This window comes from Vibrio sp. CJQ_6 (assembly GCF_043106745.1).
In the GTDB taxonomy this organism is placed as follows: domain Bacteria; phylum Pseudomonadota; class Gammaproteobacteria; order Enterobacterales; family Vibrionaceae; genus Vibrio; species Vibrio furnissii.
In genome coordinates this window covers 71,657-92,475 of sequence record NZ_JBICMV010000008.1, presented here as the reverse complement: position 1 = coordinate 92,475, position 20,819 = coordinate 71,657, and the positions used below count along the sequence as shown (strand labels likewise).

The window sequence follows — 20,819 nt, the reverse complement described above, 5'->3', positions numbered from 1 at the left end:
TCGTTTTGCCGTGCCAATGAAAAAGGCCTCCCAATGGGAGGCCTTTGCATATTCAATACCGAATTAGTTCAGTGTGGTCACGCGGCTTGCACGTTCACCGCTTGCCGACAGAGAACGAATCCAAACCGTGCCCGTCACTTCTGGCGCGTTCGCAGCATCGTAGTTCAGCCACTGCTCACCATCCAGCGAGTACTGCAGGGTCACACCAGGGAATTGAACGTTCATCGCTAAATGTCCGTTCTCGATGGTGGCACCCGGTACTGGTAGGCGGTAATCAATGCCGGCTTTTTCCATCTTCGCCAGTTCACGTTGACCCAGAACGTTCGCAAAGCGGTTCCAGTCCGCGTTCAACGCACTCTGATTCACCAGTTGTGTCTCTTGAGAGTATTCAACGCCCACTTTGTAGTCGTTCTCCCATGAAGCGCGGTGCCATGCACGCTCTGCGGCAGCAAGAACGCGTGGGAACACCATGTACTCATATTGCTCGTCAGTACGGACCACTTCAGACCACAGCTGCGCTGACAGGCCCAAGAACGGTTTGCCGTTGAATTCACCTTTGCCGGTGAAGCCGTTGCCATCACGGTCAAGCGAAGTTTCTGCGTTCTGAGGCAAGTTTTCTGGCGCAAAACCAAACATCTTACGGGTATCCGTTGCACGTGTTGCCCAGTAGTAACCGCTCTCTTTCGGATCCACTTCGTATGGCATGTCCATGTAGACGTAGTCTGGGTTAGAGACAATTACATCGTAGCCTTTCTGCGCAAATTCATACGCAGAGGAAGTGCCGCCCCAGTACAGAACATCCCAGAAGTTCACGCGCGTCGATTCAGTTGCGAATGACTGCGCACTGTCGCTGTACTTCAAGCCATCTTGCCATGCTTGGAAGTGCGGAATGCCATGGTTCTTCACTTGCTTCGACACTTGCTCAGCAAAGTGGCTTGGTAGGTGAGCAAAGTCGCTCACTTCGCCGCTGGCAATCAGCGCCTGACACTGCGGTGATTTCGCAAATGGCTTGTCTTGTTGTGACAGGTCAATCGAGCCTTTCCAGCTCACCGGTTCCGCAGTGTTGATGTCTTGGTAACCCGCAGCCAGCTTGATGTTTTTCGCTTCATCGCCACCAAAATGCCACGTGGTCAACGGTGTGCCCGCTTCTTTGTGCATGGCCGCCACTTCAGCGATCACTTTGTCTACAAAGCGCTCAGAAGAGTCCAGACATGGGTTGATGAAGCTTTGACGGTTGTAGAACTGCACCGTGGTGACGTTCGACGTGTCGTTTGGATCCATCAGGCGGTATTCATTCGCCGCCACTTCGTTACCTTCATTCATCAGACGTTGGTAACGCGCTTCCATCGAGACCACCGCCGCGCGTGCGTGCGCTGGCATGTCAATTTCTGGAATCACTTCGATATGACGCGCTTTCGCGTATTTCAAAATTTCCACGTAATCCGCTTTGCTGAAGTAACCCGAACCGAAGTTATTGGTGTCTGGACCCGAACCCAGTTGTGGTAGCAAACAGGTGGTTTCCGTGAGGTCCAGACAACGCTGTGAACCGATGTCGGTCAGCTCTGGTAGACCCGGAATTTCAAGACGCCAACCTTCATCATCCGTCAGGTGAAGATGCAGTTTGTTCATCTTGTACGCGGCCATTTGATCCAGTGTTGCCAGAATCGCTTGCTTGGAATGGAAGTTACGTGCCACGTCGACCATGATGCCACGGTAGTCAAAGCGCGGTGCATCTTCCACCGTCACGAGCGGCAGGTGATCCGCGTTGGCGATATCCACCAAACCCAGAACCGATTGCATCGCGTAGAATGCACCCGCTTCATCGAAGGCACGAATGGTGATGCCATTGGCTGTCACTTGCAGCGTGTAAGCGCCCGATTTCGCCATGTCGCCGCTAAACGCGGTCGGTTCAATGCGAACATCTGTCGCCAGCGAACCGTTGAGATTCACGCCCAGCAGGCTTGCGCGCTCGGCCAGTGCCGCATTTTGTGCCGAATCCAGCACTTGGCTGTTCCAAGCAATGCCTTGCGCAATTGACACCACGCCCGTTTGCGCCGTGATGTGTGTTGGTGTTGGGATCAATGCAGACGACACGTCTTGTAGCGTCACATCTTGGTTTTTCGCAAAACGAGTCGCTGCAGTTGCGAAAATATTGTTGTCGTCCGGCGTACGTTTCAAGTTGTCGCCTTCAAGGCCACGAACAAACTGAGCCACGTCTTCGGTATCGAGGGATACAATACGCTTCGGTTCAGCGTTCGGCGCCGTCACAAACGCGCCCGGAATGAAGTCGGTTTCAAACAGTTGCCAGAATTCGCCAATCAGCGGAACCACCACGGTTTCGTTTGCTGCGAAGCCGTCAAATTTGTCAGTCGGTTCAAGTTTGTGCAGGTCACCCGTCAGGCGAGTGATTTTGAACTGATCATTACCCACATCCAGAATCATACGAATGCTGTGGAAGTAGATCGCCCAATCTTTGGAATCGATGGCTTGACCTTGGTTCACCAGCGTCATATTGACTTTGTTACACGACGCCCATTCCGCGCCCAGCTCCTGACAACCAAGGCCATCATCGGCGCCATGGTTCGTCAGAACGGTGTAGTGAATATCTAAATTGTTCGCGAGTGAATTCACAACCGACTGAGTCGACGAATTCGTCATTGAACATCCTGCTAACGTGGCAACAACCGCACCCGCAATTATACTTTTCTTCAACATGATAACTTACCTTACTTTCTCGAAACGAAACGCACAGCCGATAAGAAACCAATCCGGGTGCTCTATTTCCTTTCTCAAAACGACATCGGCCAATGGCCCTACTTAATGAACACCGCCACCATAACGCGAGTTATTTTTCAGCGTAAAATTATTCATTAACGGCAGTGATCCTGTTCAAGTTTTAGATTTATAGATAAATATAAAAACTTAAATATCAAACACTTAAAAACAACGTCAAAATCAACATTTCTAAATTGACGAGAATATCGCGACAAAACTCACAGCTTCCCGTGCATTTCAGTGAGTTCAATCACACCGTTTTGACAAACAATCGCCCCCGCAACAGAAACTCAAAAAGAAATCTGTGAAGCGCATCAAATGGTTTTATTTGTCAAATCTGTTTAAATGCAGGGAAAGCAACGTATTTAACGTCGACGTTTCGCAACGAAAAGGATGATACATGCATCACATCTCCCGCTGGGTTTTCTGTGTTCTCTGGCTGTTCGCTCCCGCCCTACATGCCGAGCCCCTGTATTGGCAAGCGACCAAGGGCTCGTTAACCATCACGTTACTCGGCTCGATTCACGTCGGGGCACCGTCGATGTATCCACTGCCAACCCCCATTTATCAGGCACTCAATCAGGCTGATGGCTTGATCATTGAAGCCGATGTCAGAAAGAATCAGGACCTTGTGTACCCACATAACCAACCGAGCAGCGAACAAGTTTTGACGAAAGAGCAATTGTTCATGCTGGACCAAATTGCCCACGATCTCGAACTCACACCTCCCACCCTGCGCCAAGCGCCGCCATGGCAATCAGCACTATCGATTCAGTTTCGTCAGTTGCTTCAACTTGGGTTTCATCCGGGAGAAGGGGTTGATCTTAGTCTGATGACCAAAGCCACCGCCAATGACATCGCCGTGCTGCCACTGGAAACGGTGCAGTTTCAAATTGATGCGCTCACGCGTCAGCCCGATGCGGGCAAAGAGATGCTGACAGCACTCATCGACGATTGGGAAAAAAGCGACGCCATGACGCGCTGCATGATTGATAGCTGGGTGGCTGGAGATCAAGCCAACCTAGAAAATATGATGAAACTGAATGAATTTTCGAGTGAATTGGAAAGCACTCTCGTGACCAACCGCAATCACGATTGGGTGAACAAACTCACGTCCGGTAACTTTCTACCCAATCCCCAAGGCCAATACTTGATGGTGGTGGGCGCGCTGCATCTGATCGGTCACGACAATGTGCTGGCATTATTGAGTCAAAACGGCTTTACCGTCACCCGCCTCAACCAATCGACCAAGGCTGGGTGTCAGTTCTACTGACAGGTCCACCACCAAACCCTCGGTACACGCTGCGGGTTTGGTTTGGTACAAGAATAAACGCCAAATACGAAAAAGCCCCAGCATTGCTGCTGAGGCTTTAAATATGGTCGGTGAAGAGGGATTCGAACCCCCGACCCTCTGGTCCCAAACCAGATGCGCTACCAAACTGCGCTATTCACCGAGAACGCTGGGTATATTACGGATTCTGTTTCGTGACGCAAGTCCTTTCCCTGAAATTTTTTCGAAACACTGCTCGTTCGCCTAAAACTCAATCAACCCCGTAAAAAATGTGACTAAATACACAACCATGTAAACATTTTAGCAACCTATGAAACACAATTGATCCAGATCAGTGTCGCGATGCTGTGCAGCTTTTACCTTAGCCCTGTCTTCGAACGCTTTGGAGGAAACATGGACTTTTGGCTGGATCTCCTATTTGGTAATGCTGTGGGACTATCTTCCATGATAGTAATTTTTGGCGCTTTAGGTCTGATGCTGTTTTACGGCGGTTTCTTCGTCTACAAAGTCATGAACGACAAATCTCCTCACTAGATCGCTTAGCCTCTATTGAACAATAGAGTGACGCTATGCACCGGAGTAGATTGCTTGTCTACTCCGGTTTTTTATTGCCTGCAATTGATCATATTGCCCATTCGGTTGGTATAATTCCCGCATTCCACACTGATTTCGAGATGCCACTATGTCTCAGGATGATTTCGAGCTGTTTCAGCAGATGATGGGCGATGTCAAACCGCTTAAAAACGACACGGCCGAACTCAAGAAACACCACACCGTCAGCGATGCTCAACTGGCCAAACGCGAAGCGGCAGTTAGCCTCTCCGATGGCGACCCCGATTTTCTTTCGATTGATCACGCCCCGATGATCAAACCGGACGATTTGATTGAATTCAAACGCGACGGCGTGCAGGACGGTGTGTATCGCAAACTGCGGTTGGGGAAATACCCCATTCAAGCCCGTTTGGATCTGCACCGTAAAACCCTGAAAGAAGGCCGCGATGAGGTGGTCTCTTTCTTAAAACAATGCATGCGCTTGGACATTCGCACCGTCGTCATCGTGCATGGCCGCGGCGAACGGTCGACCCCACCAGCATTAATGAAAAGTTTTGTCGCCCATTGGCTGAGCCAGATTCAGGATGTGCAATGTGCTCACAGCGCACAACGCTTTCATGGCGGCAGTGGCGCCGTATACGTTTTGCTGAAAAAAAGCGTCGACAAGAAAAGTGAAAACCGCGAACGTCATCAGAAACGACTTGGCTGAAGCCTGTGAGCTGGTACAATGCCGCTCTTTTGACAGCATCGCTGTTGATAAATTAACCATTCCGTTGTGAAACGTCAGGAGATCCTATGTCGACACCAACCGAAAAACGTTTGAACAAATACATCAGTGAAACTGGCTTTTGTTCTCGCCGCGAAGCAGACAAATTGATTGAACAAGGCCGTGTCACCATCAATGGCCAACTGCCAGAAATGGGCACCAAAGTCAGCGATGACGACGAGGTGTGCATTGACGACAAGCCGCTGCGCAGCAAAGAAAAACCCGTATACATTGCGCTCAATAAACCGACCGGTATTACCTGTACGACTGAACGTGACGTTCCGGGGAACATCGTCGACTTCATTGGTCACCACAAACGAATTTTCCCTATTGGCCGCTTGGATAAACCATCCGATGGTTTGATTTTTCTGACCAATGATGGCGACATTGTCAACAAGATCCTGCGCGCTGGCAATAACCACGAAAAAGAGTATGTGGTGCGTGTGGACAAAGCGATTACCGCCGATTTCATCAAACTGATGTCATCTGGCGTGCGAATTCTTGATACGGTCACCTTGCCATGTAAAGTGACACAAGAAACCAAATTCTCATTTCGAATTGTGCTCACTCAGGGACTCAACCGTCAGATTCGCCGTATGTGTGAAGCGCTGGGTTATGAGGTTTTCAAACTGCGTCGAGTGCGCATCATGAACATTTCGCTCGATGGCATTCCAAACGGCAAATGGCGCTACCTGACCGATGCGGAAGTGGCTGAAATTCTGGCGATGTGTGAAGCATCCAGCGGCACAGAAGAGGCATCACGTGTGGATAGCCAAGGCCAACGCATTCGCAAAGCGACCGATGCCAAGCTGTTTGATAGCCGTGAAGAAAACCAGCCGTCGAAAGCGCGCCGCAATCCGAAAACGTTCCGCGGCCACAATGCCGATGAGTTTCGTCACGCGCCAAATTCTAAAAAAGGCAAAACACGCTCGGACAACAGCCGAGCCGACAATCGAGCGGCTCGCAAACCGAAAAACACAGGTTTCCATCACTCAGGTAAACCCGCATCCGCCGGTAAACCTGCCGCAGCACGCCAAGGTGGCACGTTGCGTCTGAAAAAATAAATTGCAGATGAAGAAAAAGGGAGCGCAGGCTCCCTTTTTGATCTGTTTCGCGAAGTATTCGTGGCTTACTTCGTACCGAAGATTTTGTCACCTGCATCGCCAAGACCCGGAACGATGTAACCTTTGTCGTTCAGTTTCTTATCGATAGCTGCCGTGTATAGTTCAACGTCTGGGTGGGCTTTTTCCAGCGCTTCAATCCCTTCTGGAGCCGCAACGAGAACCAAAATCTTAAATTGGTTACAGCCTTTCTCTTTCAGCAGATCGATGGTCGCAATCATAGAACCACCTGTGGCTAGCATTGGGTCAACCACCAGCGCGATACGCTCTTCAATGTTTGATGCGAGCTTGTTGAAGTAAGGAACAGGTTCCAAGGTTTCTTCATCACGGTAGATCCCCACCACACTGATGCGCGCACTTGGAATGTGCTCCAGAACGCCGTCCATCATGCCCAAACCCGCACGAAGAATCGGCACCACGGTCACTTTCTTCCCTTTGATCTGGTCAACTTCAACCGGACCATTCCAACCTTCGATGGTGACTTTCTCTGTTTCAAAGTCCGCAGTCGCTTCATAAGTCAGCAGGCTACCGACTTCGGTCGCTAGCTCACGAAAACGTTTTGTGCTGATATCACCTTCTCGCATCAGGCCAATTTTATGTTTCACTAGAGGGTGCTTAACTTCAACAACTTTCATTTCCATCTCCGGCATAATTTAAACAAACCTTCGGATTATACACCGATTTACTAGGCATGTTGACGTTTCTCCATGTTTTTTAGCGGGTCAATGTCGTCATGGCCTTGCCTCGTCAATATGTAGCACGTTGGCATCGTCAAACAAAACGCGCCACCCGCTCAAATGAACGCCATCGACGAAAGTAAAACGCAAACGTTCAGTCAAGGCTTTTGCGCTAAAAAAGAGTGCAAAAAAACTGACGCAAACGTTTTCCTTTTTGATTTAAGCCCTGTAGAATAGCGCCGTTTTCATATCCAACTAGATCGAGGACTTTCCCCGTGAGCGGCAACAACACTTCTCTTAGCTACAAAGATGCAGGCGTAGATATCGATGCAGGCAATGCGCTTGTTGAACGAATTAAAGGTGCAGTAAAGCGTACTCGTCGCCCTGAAGTAATGGGTGGCATTGGTGGCTTTGGTGCATTGTGTGAACTCCCAACAAAATACAAACAGCCTGTACTGGTTTCTGGTACAGACGGTGTGGGCACGAAACTGCGTCTTGCTTTGGATATGAAAAAGCACGACACCATCGGTATCGACTTGGTCGCGATGTGTGTGAACGATTTGATCGTTCAAGGTGCAGAACCATTGTTCTTCCTTGACTACTACGCCACTGGCAAACTGGACGTAGACACGGCAGCAGATGTAGTATCTGGCATCGCTGACGGCTGTGTACAAGCCGGCTGTGCGCTGATTGGCGGCGAAACCGCTGAAATGCCGGGCATGTACGAAGGTGAAGATTACGACGTGGCCGGTTTCTGTGTCGGCGTGGTCGAAAAAGAAGACATCATCGATGGCAGCAAAGTGGCTGCGGGTGATGCACTGATCGCCGTCGGTTCAAGCGGTCCACACTCCAACGGTTACTCTCTGGTTCGTAAGATTCTAGAAGTATCGGGCGCAGATAAAAACGAAATGCTGGAAGGGAAAACCATCGGTGAACACCTTCTGCAACCAACCAAAATTTACATCCAATCAGGTTTAAAACTGATTGCTGAGCATGACATTCATGCGATTTCTCACATCACTGGCGGTGGCTTCTGGGAAAACATCCCTCGCGTTCTGCCACAAGGCACCAAAGCTGTGATCGACGGTAGCAGCTGGGAATGGCCGGTGATCTTCCAATGGTTGCAAGAGAAAGGCAACGTCAACACGCACGAAATGTACCGTACATTCAACTGTGGTGTTGGCCTTGTGATTGCGCTGCCAAAAGATCAAGCACAAGCAGCGGTTGCGCTTTTGAAACAAGAAGGCGAAAACGCATGGGTGATCGGTGAAATCGCAACAGCTCAGGACCATGAAGAACAAGTAGAGATCAAATAATCCATGAAGAGTATTGTTGTTTTAGTTTCAGGAAATGGTTCCAATTTACAAGCGATCATCGATGCTTGTGAAACAAGTATTCACGATGGCAAAGTAACGGCTGTTTTTTCAAACAAAGCAACTGCTTATGGCTTAGAACGAGCTAAAAAAGCAGGGGCGGCTGCCATCTTTATCGATCCAAAAGCGTTTGAGACTCGTGATGCTTTTGACTACGCGTTGATGCAACAGATCGATGAATATCAGCCGGACCTGATTGTCCTTGCCGGTTACATGCGTATTCTGAGCAACGAATTTGTACGCCATTACCTTGGCCGTATGATTAACCTGCACCCGTCATTGCTCCCGAAATATCCGGGCCTGAACACGTACCAACGTGCGATTCACGCCGGTGACGAAGAGCATGGCACCAGTGTTCACTTCGTGACCGAGCAACTCGATGGTGGCCCGGTCATTCTGCAAGCGCGCGTGCCTATTTTTGATGAAGACACGGTCGAAACACTGACCAAGCGTGTGCAATCGCAAGAATACCGCATTTACCCGTTGGTCACGCAATGGTTCGTCGAAGGTCGCCTTGAGATGAAAGAAGGCAAAGCCTTCTTAGATGGGCAACCACTCGGCATGCATGGTTACGCCGACGAGTAAGTCACAGACCACTCGGTTGAAAAAAGAAAAAGGGTTGATCGTGGATCAACCCTTTTTTATGTCCGTTTGATTGCTTAACGCGTCTATTCCAGCGGCGATTTCGGCGACTGATCGCCAGGGCGACCGGCCACATACGCGACGTCGCTGAGCATCCCCACGTTACTGTCGATCAACTCACCAAAATGAAACAGGTTATATTCTCCAGGTTTCATCTTCTGCCACACTTCGTTGCCCGTCAGCGGCTGAGTCGCAATCACCGACACCACGTCATTGGGCGTGGTTTCTTCCTGAAAGTTAATCTCGACATCTTCATCGAGCAAGGTGGCATGACCAAACGGCGCGCGACGTGTGATCCAATAGAGATGATTGGTGCAATAACTCATCACGTATTCACCGTCGGACAACAGCATGTTGAACACGCCCTTCTCACGCAGTTGATCGCACAATTGAGCCACGAATGCGAACACACCCGCCATGTCCTGTGGAATATCCGGATAGTGTTTTTCCAATTCATCCAGCAGCCAGCAGAATGCAGCTTCACTGTCTGTCTGACCCACCGGGCGATGACGCCCAGACGGCAAATCTTGGTAATCGGCGAGTTGCCCATTGTGCGCGAACGTCCAGTAACGTCCCCATAATTCACGAGTAAATGGATGGGTATTTTCCAAATTGACGCCCCCACGATTCGCTTGACGAATGTGGCTGATCACCGCGCAACTTTTGATGGGGTAATTCTGCACCAGCTCCGCAATTTTCGATTGGCAGCTTGGACTTGGATCTTTGAAGGTGCGAAAGCCTTTGCCTTCGTAAAAGGTAATGCCCCAGCCATCACGATGCGGGCCCGTGCGGCCACCGCGCTGCATCAAGCCAGTGAAACTGAAACAAATATCGGTGGGTACATTGGCGCTCATGCCGAGCAATTCACACATGGTTTAAACTACTCCTTCTTTAAACCACTTCATTCACGGTAGCGGTCATTCGCGCCCCAGCCTGCATGCCGGGGCACTTTGATTATGCCATCTCTTTTTCAATCAACTGAATCACGATGTGGATAATCTTAATGTGGATTTCTTGAATGCGGTCGGCGTAGCCAAAATGAGGCACTCGAATTTCAACATCCGCCAGCCCCGCCATTTTACCACCGTCTTTCCCTGTCAGGGCGATGGTTTTCATGCCTTTCGCTTTGGCCGCTTCAATCGCTTTCAGAATGTTGCCGGAGTTCCCCGAGGTCGACAAACCGAACAACACATCACCTTTTGCGCCCACGGCTTCCACATAACGAGAGAAGACGAAATCGTATCCAAAATCGTTGCTCACACAAGACAGGTGGCTTGGGTCAGAAATGGCGATACCAGGGTAGCCCGGACGGTTTTCACGGTAACGGCCTGTTAACTCTTCGGCGAAATGCATCGCATCACAGTGAGAACCACCATTACCACAAGAGAGTACTTTACCGCCCTGCTTGAACGAGTCAGCAATCACTTTTGCTGCCGCTTCAATTTGCGCGATGTTGTGATCATCGCTCAGAAACTTGTTCAGAACATCGGCAGCTTCGGTTAATTCACTTTTAATCAGATCCTGGTACATAGGTTTTTTCTCTTTATTAATCTGCTGGCAGACAAACTCACGTAGAAAACGAGAGTTTCGTTAACCTGAGTTTACCCAAACGATTTTCTCTGTCGATAGTCAGCGTCCAAGATTTGCAAGATTCGAACGCGGATCGAGGGGAAAAACTCTCGTTGAGAGCACAAATTAGAATTTTTGCTCTATTCAGATCACTTTTTAAACACAGCAACGTTTTACATTTCATTAATACTTTGATTACACTCTAACTGGTAAGACCACCAAACATGTAAACCAAATTCCGGTCTGCACAAAGGATAAAAATATGGACATCTTGCTCTCAATCTTAGGGTTCGTGGTCGTGTTAAGCGGCTGCCTGTACCACAGAACCTCATTAATGACTGCCTTAGCCGCACTGACCGTGACCATGTTGGTCCTGTCGTTGTTTGGCCCAGTGGGTATCATCAGCTGGGCGCTGTACTTAGCCGCTATCGCGGTATTGGCAGTCCCGTCAATCCGTCAAAGTCTCATCAGCGGTAAGACACTAAAGGTATTCAAAAAAGTACTGCCTGCGATGTCGCAGACAGAAAAAGAAGCGCTTGATGCTGGCACCGTGTGGTGGGAAGCCGAACTGTTCAAAGGCAAACCGGACTGGCAACAGCTGAGCCATATCAAAGCGCCCACACTTTCTGCCGAAGAACAAGCGTTCCTCGATGGCCCAGTGAACGAAGTGTGCGCCATGGTGAACGACTATCAGGTGACTCACGAATTGGCGGATTTGCCTCCGGAAGTGTGGCAATACCTGAAAGACCACAAATTCTTCGCCATGATCATTAAGAAGCAGTACGGCGGCCTAGAATTTTCCGCGTACGCGCAATCGCTGGTGCTGCAAAAGCTGACGGGCGTATCGGGCGTGCTCTCTTCCACCGTCGGCGTGCCGAACTCTCTCGGCCCGGGCGAACTGCTGCAACATTACGGCACCGACGATCAGAAAGATTACTACCTCCCTCGTTTGGCGGAAGGCAAAGAGATTCCATGTTTCGCGCTGACCAGTCCAGAAGCGGGCTCTGATGCGGGCTCGATTCCGGATTACGGCATCGTGTGCAAAGGCGAATGGGAAGGCAAAGAAGTGCTGGGCATGCGCCTGACATGGAACAAACGCTACATCACGCTGGCGCCAGTTGCGACGGTTCTTGGTTTAGCCTTTAAACTGCGCGACCCTGACGGGCTGCTGGGCGAACAAAAAGAGATTGGCATCACGTGTGCTTTGATCCCGACACACCTCAAAGGGGTAGAAATCGGCAATCGTCACTTCCCATTGAACGTGCCGTTCCAAAACGGCCCGACGCGCGCGAACGATCTATTTGTCCCGCTGGACTTCATCATCGGTGGTCCATCGATGGCCGGCCAAGGTTGGCGTATGCTGGTGGAATGTTTATCAGTGGGTCGCGGTATTACTCTGCCATCGAACTCAACTGGCGGCATCAAAGCAGCGGCAATGGCAACGGGCGCTTATGCGCGCATTCGTCGTCAGTTCAAGCAACCCATTGGTCATATGGAAGGGATTGAAGAACCTTTGGCGCGCCTTGCAGGGAACGCTTACGTGATGGATGCAGCGAGCAACCTCACCGTCGCGGGGATTGATGCTGGCGAAAAACCATCGGTTATTTCTGCGATTGTGAAGTATCACTGTACCCACCGCGGCCAGCGTTCAATCATCGATGCCATGGACATCGTCGGCGGCAAAGGCATCTGTTTGGGCCCATCGAACTTCCTTGCGCGAGGTTACCAAGGTTCCCCTATCGCGATCACCGTGGAAGGCGCCAACATTCTGACCCGCTCCATGATCATCTTTGGTCAGGGTGCTATTCGCTGCCATCCGTACGTTTTGAAAGAGATGGAAGCAGCGTATTCAGACAGCGCCAATGCGGTCGAACAATTTGACGCCGCGCTGGCTGGCCATGTCAGCTTTACCATGAGTAACTTGGTGCGCAGCATCTGGTTTGGCCTGACCGACGGGTTCGGCTCTGCAGCGCCAACCAAAGACGCCACCAAACGTTACTATCAGCAACTCAACCGTTACAGTGCAAACCTTGCCCTGCTGGCCGATATTTCCATGGCTGTACTGGGTGGATCACTCAAACGTAAAGAGCGCCTGTCCGCGCGTTTGGGTGATATTTTAAGCCAACTTTATCTCAGCTCAGCAACGCTGAAGCGCTTTGAGAATGATGGTCGCCCAGCGGAAGATTTGGCCTTGGTGCATTGGGGGCTGCAAGACAGCTTGAAACAGACCGAAGTGGCGATTGATGAGTTCTTGGCGAACTTCCCGAACAAGGTGATCGGCAAAGCCCTGCGTGTCTTGATCATGCCCTTTGGCCGCGTGCGCAAAGCACCAAACGACAAGCTCGACAGCAAAGTGGCGCAGATCATTCAAACGCCAAGTGCGACCCGCTCACGCATCGGTCGTCATCAGTATCTCGAACCGACTGCACATAACGCGGTCGGCAAGATTGAACTGGCGTTGAATGTGATTCTGCAAGCAGAACCGGTGTTCGACAAGGTATGCAAAGCGCTGAACGAACGTCGCCCATTCACGCAATTGGATCAAGTGGCACAACGTGGCCTTGAGCAAAAGCTGATCACCGAGCAAGAAGCCGAACTGCTGATCGAAGCCGAGCAGCACCGCTTATACACCATCAATGTGGATGACTTTGCGCCGCAGGAGTTAGCAGCAAAAAAGTCACAACCCAAGCTGGTCGAAGTCGCGTGACCACGCGCAAGAAGACGAGCCAGCCAGCGAGTAAATAAGCGCCGCTGAGCAACAAAAAAAGGAGGCTGAATGCCTCCTTTTTTATTATCTCTAAATACTCAAGCCATTATTTCTTCGGCATGTTGAGCTGCATCTCTGGCGTGGCTTCTTTGCTGGCACGCAGTTTACGGCTCACCAGCCATCCCACCAACACCAGAACAATCACCACCACATTGCCCACGGCGATATACATGATGTTGCGTTGACGCGCCTCTTCGCGCATCTGAATGATCAGTTTTTCCTGCGCAATCTTACGTTGCTTGGCCGCTTCTTCTTCCTGCATTCGGCGCGTGGTTTCGAGGTCAATGTCCCCAACCACGCTGTAGGTGTGCTCTTTGATTGGGAAATAGAGCGGACGCTGGGTGGCCAAGTCGGTCGCATACAGCTTGCCATGCCAAGCATAATTGCCAAAGTTGCCTGAATACGGAATGGTCAACGAGACTTTAAGCGCGTCTTTGTCCGACTGCCCCTGTGTGACGATCACCGCTTTATCCGGATTACTGTGTTCAACGTGCGCCGCCATCGAGCCGGGTTGAATCATGCCCTGCTCGCCGCTGAACACGATCAGGTGCGGCTGATCATTTTCGCGGGATTGAATAAAGGTGGTGGAGATAGGGCTTGGGTACACCAACACTTCTTGCTCTTGCGCGCGCAAAAAGACCCCGTTTCCGGAGGTAATGCGCACACGATATTTCCCCGGCTCGGGTGAAATGGGAAGCGCCACGGTAAACACACCATCGCCCGGTTTTTCATCCAGTCCCTGCCCGTCATCGGCAAATTCACCAATCACGGTGGGCACGGGGCGTGCTTCTTTGACCAATTGGTCTTCATTTTCGATGTACTTAGTGAACGTCACCTTCAGGTTGACGCGATCAAGAAAGTCACGCAGCAGCAGCGGCTTGCCGTCAGACGTCAAACGAGCGGTGTATTTGAGTTGTTCGCCTTGATAAAGGCGGTTTGGCAGCGCATCGGCAGCCAGCTGCAAATGCGAAATCAGTTTGATGTTGTTCTTGGGCGACACTTTTCCCACGGCTTGCCACGGACCCGGCATCGGGTTATCGATGGAAATGATGTCCATCGATGGCTCTTCATACCAACGCACGTTGTCTGGGCTGCGCCATGCGTAATACTTTTTGCCATCCGGGCGCACCAGCACCACCGGTTGAGAGTTGTTCTCCCGGTAGACGACGAACGTAATCTGAGTGATGGTCGGGTCGACGCGGAACCGATTGTCCAACAAGGACATACTTGACTCATTGCTGGCAAATACGCTCGCGCTGAGCAGCAATGCCCATAAAGCCAATCCCATCCTCAACATAGCTTCTCCTACTGACGCCAAAGGCAAGTGCCACTTTTTTCTACGATATCCAGGCGATCCTGGTGTGCTTGTATTTCATCGGCCGTTGCGCGCAAAACCTTTAGCGCTTTTCGTCCTTCGGCGACGCGTTTTATTGCCCCCGCTCCCATTCCGTTCTCTTGCGAACTCCCTGAAAATTGCAGTGACGTCTGGCCACCGGTCATCAACAGATACACATCCGCCAGAATTTCCGCATCGAGCAATGCCCCGTGGAGCGTACGATGCGAGTTATCAATGCCGTAGCGATCACACAAGACGTCGAGGTTGTTCCGTTTGCCCGGGAAGATTTTCTTCGCCATGGCCAACGTATCGGTCACCTTACACAGTTCATCGGTTTTCGCCGTCGGAATGCTCAGCTTGCTGAATTCATAATCCATGAAGCCGACGTCGAAGGGCGCGTTATGCGCGACCAATTCAGCGCCGCGAATGAAGTCCAAAAACTCCTCATGCACATCTTTATATTCCGGTTTATCGACCAGAAATTCATCCGTAATCCCGTGTACTTCAATCGCTTCGTCTTGAATGGCACGGTCTGGCTTGAGGTAGACGTGAAAGTGACGCCCAGTCAGCTTCCGGTTGATGATTTCGACGGCACCGATCTCAATGATACGGTGGCCTTCATAGTGTGGGCCGCCTTCGAGGTTCATACCGGTGGTTTCGGTATCGAGAACCACAATGCGACTGTATTCAGAATTGTTGCTAGTATTCATGAGGATATGTGTGTCAGACTATGCCAATTGTGTGCGAAACCCAATAGTATCAAATAATCATGAAGAAACAGGTGGAAATTTTCACTGATGGTTCCTGTTTAGGCAACCCGGGGCCGGGGGGCTATGGCGTCGTCATGCGCTATAAACAAGTCGAGAAAACCCTCGCCAAAGGCTATCGTCTGACCACAAACAACCGCATGGAAATGATGGCGGCCGTCGTGGCCTTAAAAACGCTCAAAGAGCCGTGCCACGTGAGTTTAACCACCGACAGCCAATACGTGCGCCAAGGCATCACGCAGTGGATCCACAATTGGAAAAAACGCGGCTGGAAAACGGCGGACAAAAAACCGGTAAAAAATGCCGATTTATGGCAAGCCTTAGACGCCGAAACCGCCCGTCATCAGGTGGAATGGCATTGGGTCAAAGGCCATGCTGGCCATCGTGAAAACGAAATGTGTGACGAACTGGCACGCAGCGCGGCAGAAAATCCAACCGAAGACGACGTCGGCTACCAACCAGAGAAGTGAGTTCACTCACTTCTTTTTTTATTGCGAATCCGATTTAACTCGGTAGTTGACCCCAACAGGTGACAAGCGTCGTTTCAGACGCCAATGGGGTTTAATCGGCTTGAGCGGATAGGTGCGTTTGCGGGCGACGATAAAATACAGACTGCCAAACGGCGCGCCGCAATCCCCGAAACTGTTTTCCAGCCACGTCCACAGCGGGCGATATTTTTGCATCGGAAACAGCGCGTATTGGTCACATTCAATCACTTGATAATTCAACACACTCAGCCAGTCTTTGATGCGGTTTGGGGTGAACATTCGCCCACTCCATGGCAAATTGTGCTTGCGCCACGGCATCAAACTCGCGAGCCCGGTTAAACTCAGCGGATTAAATCCGGTCAAAATAATGTAACCATCGTCGATGAGCACGCGGTCGACTTCCCGTAAGATGCTGTGCGGATCGTTACAATAGTCCAACTGATGCGCGACAATCACCGCATCAATGCTCTTTTCCAGAAACGGCAAATCGTACGCATCGGCAATCACGTTGTGCAAAGGGTTCTGGATATCGAGTTGAACTTGGTGTTGAATATTACAATTACAACTCACGAGCTCGCAGCTCAGGCCACCCAGTTTTAGCATGTGGTAACCGAAGAGTTTCGGGCACCATTCATCGAGCCGAGTTTGAATCGACTCACTCACCCATTGGCCGTTCTTCAATTGAGACCAAGAATGGGGTTTCTCAAGATTTTTTTCGCTGCGCGCTGGTTTCATTGCTAACTCGCTTCACCACGGTGACTGGAGATAACTCATGTTACATATCAAAAGCATACCCGCATTTAATGATAATTACATCTGGCTGATACAAAATAGCGATCGCCGTTGTGCCGTGGTCGATCCGGGCGATGCTGCGCCGGTCTTAGCGTACTTGTCTCAGCACGATTTAACCTTAGAAGCGATTCTGATCACCCACCATCATCACGACCACATCGGGGGAGTGCCGGAGTTGGTGCGTCAGTATCCAAACGTGGATGTGGTGGGCCCATCGCAAGAGCCCATTCCCACCCTGACCCACCCAGTGGACGCAGGTGATCAAATCGAGCTGTTTGACGAGCGCTTTATGGTGTTGGGGCTACCCGGCCACACACTCGGCCACATCGGTTACGTTGGCGATGGCAAGCTCTTTTGTGGGGATGTGCTGTTTTCCGCGGGCTGCGGCCGCGTGTTTGAAGGCACCATGGAACAGATGTTCACCTCTCTCAGCAAATTGGTCGCGCTGCCCGAAGAAACCGAGGTGTACTGCGCCCATGAATACACCGCCAGCAACGTGGCGTTTGCGATGGCAGTGGAGCCAGACAATGAACAATTACAGATCTATCGTGATGAAGTCATTCGCCTGCGTGGGCAAGGCTATGCCACCTTGCCCAGCACCGTGCGCCGCGAAAAATGGATTAACCCATTTTTGAGAACACAAGAACCAAGTGTGATGAAGTCGGTAGCCAACCGCACGCCACAAACCGATGCACTCTCAATATTTACCGCATTACGTGAGTGGAAGAACGAATTTTGACGTTTTCTTGCTTGTCAGGCCATTCATCCCGAAAGTATTATCAGCAGCCAAGAATTAAAAAGGCTGTCTTACATGCGAGTACAATTCAGCTGGGTAATTGCACTACTATTAGCCGGATGCCAACTTACCCAGCCCTTGAGTCAAAATACATCAGAGACCAACGAGGAAAACACGCCAGCATCTCAGGTCACACCACCCACCAAACCTAAAAAAACACCGGTGGTTGTCGCGCCTAAAGTGCTGACGCCTCAGGAGCAGGACGACGTGTGGCAGCGCATTGCCATGCAACTCCAGCTCCCCATTCCGGACGACAAAACCGTCGACTACTACCGGACATGGTATATCAAACACCCCGGCCATTTAGAGATCGTCGCCAAGCGCGCCGAGCCCTTTCTGTACCTCATCACTGAGAAAATCGAACAACGCAATTTGCCACTTGAACTCGCGCTGTTGCCGATCGTTGAAAGCTCTTTCGATGCCTTTGCATACTCCCACGGCAGCGCTGCCGGGTTATGGCAGTTTGTGCCGGGCACCGGCAAAATGTACGGGCTTGAGCAAAACTTCTGGTATGACGGTCGCCGCGATGTCGATGCCGCTACCGATGCCGCGCTCGATTATCTTACTTACTTAAGCAATCGTTTTAACGGCGATTGGTACAACGCCATTGCGGCCTATAACAGTGGCGGCGGACGTGTCTCCAGCGCCATTCGTAAAAACACCAATTTGGGCAAACCGACCGACTTCTTCTCACTCGATTTACCCAAAGAGACCAGTGGCTACGTGCCGAAATTACTCGCACTAGCAGACATCATTGCCAATCAAGAACGATACGGCGTCTCGCTGCGCGCGATTGCCAACAAACCCGTGTTGAAATTGGTAGATCCAGAAGAGCAGCTTGATTTAGCGATTGCCGCCAATTATGCCGGCATCAGCGTCAAAGAGCTGCAAAGCTATAACCCGGCCTACAACCAATGGGCGACAGCACCGGATGGACCATTCCAACTGTTGCTGCCGATCGATACGGTGGCGCGTTTCCAACAAAACGTCGAAGAAAATCGCGGCAAAGGCATGAAATTGGTGCGCTACAAAGTGAAAAGTGGCGACACACTCAGCGTGATCGCGACCAAACACAGCACCACCACCAAAGTGATTCAAACGGCGAACAATTTGTCCGGCACCTCCATCCGTGTCGGCCAGTATTTGATGATCCCCACCTCGGTCAAAGATGAGAAAGCGTACGCGCTCAGCGCGAGCAATCGTCTGGCTAAAACGCAATCGCTGGCAAGAGGCAAATACAAATTAACCCACACCGTACGCTCAGGCGACAGCCTGTGGACCATTGCTCGTGCCAATAACGTCTCTCACCAAGCGTTGGCGAAATGGAACGGCATGGGCCCGCGCGATACATTGCGCGTGGGGCAAAAGCTGGTGATTTGGAAAGACAGTACCGATGGCGCCATCATTCGAACCGTGTTCTATCAAGTTCGTAATGGCGACACGCTGAGTGACATTGCGGCGCGTTTTAGTGTCAAAACACACGACATCGTCAAGTGGAACGATTTGGCCAACCAGAAGTACCTGAAACCAGGTCAAAAATTGAAACTGTACGTGGACGTCACGAAGGTGAGTGTATGAAACCCTCTGCAAACCCACTCATCATGTTAGTGGACATTTTCCGTTCCCCCAGCGACTGCTTTGCTGCGCTCTACCAGCGCGGCATGTGGGGATGGCAAACCTACATTGTCTTGATGATCACACCGTTCCTGTTCTGGGGGGCCTACTTTGACAATGTCAATTTTGAGTGGCTCAAACAGGGACTGGCCGCGCAACTGGCAAGCACGAACCCCGCGCAGTTGGACTTGCTTGAAGCCAACACATTGATGGCAAGTGAGATCATCAGCGACATCGTTAGCCGCACCTTGACCATTTTTGTCTTGGCCTTGTGGTTTCGTTTGGCAACCAAACCTGTGCAGCCGGCAATGGGATTCTGGAAATGGTTTGCCGCCAGCACGGTGGTGATCTTTCCGGCCGTGCTCGGCGATCTGGCCAGCTACGCCAGCTTGATCCTCAAACATGGCCATGTGATGAGCTACGCGGCGGATCTCAACAGCCTCAACGGCTTATTGAAACTGCCATTGACCAGCGATTGGTCACAATTTGCCAGCGCATTCCCGATTTTGCTGCCATGGTACATTGTGCTGGGTTATGCGGCCGTCGGCACTTGGACCCCGTTAGAGCGCGGCCAAGCATTGGTGATTGCCACGCTGCCATGGATTGCGTTCTACCTTATCTGGGCGCTGTATATCCTGATAAGCTGAATTCAAGTAACAATGGGTTATGATCAGAAGCGTCCGATTCGGGCGCTTTTGCTTTTTTCAGCGTCAGTTGTTTATAAAACACATGATCGAGTGGTAAGCCATTGATAAAACGAGCTCGGTTATCCGGACTGAAGGTTGCTTCCTGCATCCCGAGGGCGCTCAGTGCATCGCGCAACACTTGGGTCCGCTTTTCACTCCAACTGTTAAAGTCACCGGCCACGAGGATCGGCCCTTTATGCTGGCGCAGCTCTTGAATCAGCGCCGTGAGTTGTTCGAGATACTCCTGCGTACCATATGAAAAGTTCACCGCGTGCAGATTCACCACCGCCAGCACTTGACCATTGCTTAGCGGATACAAGGCGTAGATGCCGGATTTAGGCAGGCGCAACCATGGCTCCATTTCCGTGTAGCCACACGCCAGTTGCGGCATGTGACGCGATAAATTCAACACGCCCGCCGACTCACCCAGCACCTGAAATGCGTTGACTCGCGTGCCCCCCCAATGGTGTTCGGAGATCCAGCGCTGCAAGGCAGGGGTCATGCTCGCTTCTTGCAGCAAGACCAATTGCGCATCGTGACTAAAGCGATTGAGCTCCGCCTGCCAAGTGTCGCGGTTTTGCTTGTAGATATTCCACACCACCAGCTTCAGCGTCCCGTTGTCATCCAATGCCTCAGCATCAGGATCGTGGTAACACACCAAGGGCTGGCCACGCTCATTTTTTCCGATCGTGAACAATTGGGGTTCAGCGGGAACGGTAAACACCAGCGAAAAACCAATCAGCGCCAAAATCACCCCAATCGGCAGCACTAACCACAGAAGACGTTTTTTCATCAGCAATCCAACTC

The 20,819-nt window shown here is 51.1% G+C and carries 19 protein-coding genes and 1 tRNA gene; 11 read left to right on the top strand and 9 right to left on the bottom strand.

Annotation, left to right across the window (positions count from 1 at the left end):
• Positions 1-63: 63 nt before the first annotated feature.
• Complete coding sequence (locus ACF8PK_RS02545) at positions 64-2,715, bottom strand: beta-N-acetylhexosaminidase (RefSeq protein WP_154180313.1); 2,652 nt, start codon at positions 2,713-2,715, stop codon at positions 64-66.
• A gap of 460 nt (positions 2,716-3,175) precedes the next feature.
• On the opposite strand from ACF8PK_RS02545, the gene ACF8PK_RS02540 reads away from it, so the two are divergent.
• The gene (locus tag ACF8PK_RS02540; protein ID WP_238820938.1) at positions 3,176-4,048 is read left to right on the top strand and encodes a TraB/GumN family protein; all 873 of its coding nucleotides are present in this window, start codon (positions 3,176-3,178) and stop codon (positions 4,046-4,048) included.
• A 104-nt stretch (positions 4,049-4,152) separates the two neighbouring features.
• Here the strand turns inward: ACF8PK_RS02540 and ACF8PK_RS02535 are convergent.
• A tRNA-Pro gene (locus ACF8PK_RS02535) sits at positions 4,153-4,229 on the bottom strand.
• A 230-nt stretch (positions 4,230-4,459) separates the two neighbouring features.
• Between ACF8PK_RS02535 and ACF8PK_RS02530 the strand changes: the two genes are divergently transcribed.
• From ACF8PK_RS02530 to rluF, 3 genes are all read left to right on the top strand, one after another.
• Positions 4,460-4,600, top strand: a complete 141-nt coding sequence (locus tag ACF8PK_RS02530; protein WP_004724828.1) for a DUF3149 domain-containing protein — start codon at positions 4,460-4,462, stop codon at positions 4,598-4,600.
• Between the two features lie 148 nt (positions 4,601-4,748).
• Positions 4,749-5,327, top strand: coding sequence for a DNA endonuclease SmrA (gene smrA / locus ACF8PK_RS02525; protein ID WP_004724831.1), 579 nt, complete (start codon positions 4,749-4,751; stop codon positions 5,325-5,327).
• A gap of 86 nt (positions 5,328-5,413) precedes the next feature.
• Positions 5,414-6,448 carry a 23S rRNA pseudouridine(2604) synthase RluF gene (gene rluF, locus ACF8PK_RS02520; RefSeq protein WP_392439964.1) on the top strand — a complete coding sequence of 345 codons (1,035 nt, stop codon included), beginning with the start codon at positions 5,414-5,416 and terminating at the stop codon, positions 6,446-6,448.
• 65 nt (positions 6,449-6,513) lie between these two features.
• Here rluF and upp read toward each other — a convergent pair whose 3' ends face one another.
• Positions 6,514-7,140 (bottom strand): uracil phosphoribosyltransferase, encoded by a 627-nt coding sequence (gene upp / locus ACF8PK_RS02515; RefSeq protein WP_038150875.1) that lies wholly within the window; start codon positions 7,138-7,140, stop codon positions 6,514-6,516.
• 317 nt (positions 7,141-7,457) lie between these two features.
• Here upp and purM point away from each other — a divergent pair, with 317 nt between their 5' ends.
• Together purM and purN are read left to right on the top strand one after the other, a co-directional pair.
• The gene (gene purM, locus ACF8PK_RS02510) at positions 7,458-8,498 is read left to right on the top strand and encodes a phosphoribosylformylglycinamidine cyclo-ligase (RefSeq protein WP_004724837.1); all 1,041 of its coding nucleotides are present in this window, start codon (positions 7,458-7,460) and stop codon (positions 8,496-8,498) included.
• Positions 8,499-8,501: 3 nt separating this feature from the next.
• Positions 8,502-9,140, top strand: coding sequence for a phosphoribosylglycinamide formyltransferase (purN, locus tag ACF8PK_RS02505; protein WP_014204574.1), 639 nt, complete (start codon positions 8,502-8,504; stop codon positions 9,138-9,140).
• A gap of 83 nt (positions 9,141-9,223) precedes the next feature.
• Here purN and ACF8PK_RS02500 read toward each other — a convergent pair whose 3' ends face one another.
• Together ACF8PK_RS02500 and lpcA are read right to left on the bottom strand one after the other, a co-directional pair.
• Positions 9,224-10,069, bottom strand: a complete 846-nt coding sequence (locus tag ACF8PK_RS02500) for a class II glutamine amidotransferase (protein ID WP_014204573.1) — start codon at positions 10,067-10,069, stop codon at positions 9,224-9,226.
• An 82-nt stretch (positions 10,070-10,151) separates the two neighbouring features.
• Entirely contained in the window at positions 10,152-10,727 is a 576-nt protein-coding gene (gene lpcA, locus ACF8PK_RS02495) for a D-sedoheptulose 7-phosphate isomerase (RefSeq protein ID WP_004724840.1), read from the bottom strand.
• A gap of 301 nt (positions 10,728-11,028) precedes the next feature.
• Here lpcA and fadE point away from each other — a divergent pair, with 301 nt between their 5' ends.
• Positions 11,029-13,473 (top strand): acyl-CoA dehydrogenase FadE, encoded by a 2,445-nt coding sequence (gene fadE / locus ACF8PK_RS02490; protein WP_392439960.1) that lies wholly within the window; start codon positions 11,029-11,031, stop codon positions 13,471-13,473.
• Between the two features lie 106 nt (positions 13,474-13,579).
• On the opposite strand, the gene ACF8PK_RS02485 is transcribed toward fadE, so the two are convergent.
• Together ACF8PK_RS02485 and dnaQ are read right to left on the bottom strand one after the other, a co-directional pair.
• A complete protein-coding gene (locus ACF8PK_RS02485) occupies positions 13,580-14,830 on the bottom strand; it encodes a TIGR03503 family protein (RefSeq protein WP_014204571.1) in 1,251 nt (416 codons plus the stop codon).
• A gap of 8 nt (positions 14,831-14,838) precedes the next feature.
• Complete coding sequence (dnaQ, locus tag ACF8PK_RS02480) at positions 14,839-15,579, bottom strand: DNA polymerase III subunit epsilon (RefSeq protein WP_004724846.1); 741 nt, start codon at positions 15,577-15,579, stop codon at positions 14,839-14,841.
• Positions 15,580-15,638: 59 nt separating this feature from the next.
• On the opposite strand from dnaQ, the gene rnhA reads away from it, so the two are divergent.
• Complete coding sequence (gene rnhA / locus ACF8PK_RS02475) at positions 15,639-16,106, top strand: ribonuclease HI (protein ID WP_004724848.1); 468 nt, start codon at positions 15,639-15,641, stop codon at positions 16,104-16,106.
• 18 nt (positions 16,107-16,124) lie between these two features.
• On the opposite strand, the gene ACF8PK_RS02470 is transcribed toward rnhA, so the two are convergent.
• Positions 16,125-16,859 (bottom strand): class I SAM-dependent methyltransferase, encoded by a 735-nt coding sequence (locus ACF8PK_RS02470; protein WP_004724854.1) that lies wholly within the window; start codon positions 16,857-16,859, stop codon positions 16,125-16,127.
• Positions 16,860-16,896: 37 nt separating this feature from the next.
• Between ACF8PK_RS02470 and gloB the strand changes: the two genes are divergently transcribed.
• From gloB to ACF8PK_RS02455, 3 genes are all read left to right on the top strand, one after another.
• Positions 16,897-17,655 carry a hydroxyacylglutathione hydrolase gene (gene gloB, locus ACF8PK_RS02465; protein WP_038150853.1) on the top strand — a complete coding sequence of 253 codons (759 nt, stop codon included), beginning with the start codon at positions 16,897-16,899 and terminating at the stop codon, positions 17,653-17,655.
• A 72-nt stretch (positions 17,656-17,727) separates the two neighbouring features.
• The gene (locus ACF8PK_RS02460) at positions 17,728-19,290 is read left to right on the top strand and encodes a LysM peptidoglycan-binding domain-containing protein (protein ID WP_038150855.1); all 1,563 of its coding nucleotides are present in this window, start codon (positions 17,728-17,730) and stop codon (positions 19,288-19,290) included.
• Positions 19,287-19,973 (top strand): YIP1 family protein, encoded by a 687-nt coding sequence (locus ACF8PK_RS02455; protein ID WP_041942492.1) that lies wholly within the window; start codon positions 19,287-19,289, stop codon positions 19,971-19,973. The genes ACF8PK_RS02460 and ACF8PK_RS02455 overlap by 4 nt, the downstream gene beginning before the upstream one ends.
• Here the strand turns inward: ACF8PK_RS02455 and ACF8PK_RS02450 are convergent.
• A complete protein-coding gene (locus ACF8PK_RS02450; RefSeq protein ID WP_392439955.1) occupies positions 19,942-20,805 on the bottom strand; it encodes an endonuclease/exonuclease/phosphatase family protein in 864 nt (287 codons plus the stop codon). The two genes, ACF8PK_RS02455 and ACF8PK_RS02450, sit on opposite strands and share 32 nt — an antisense overlap.
• Positions 20,806-20,819 lie beyond the last annotated feature (14 nt).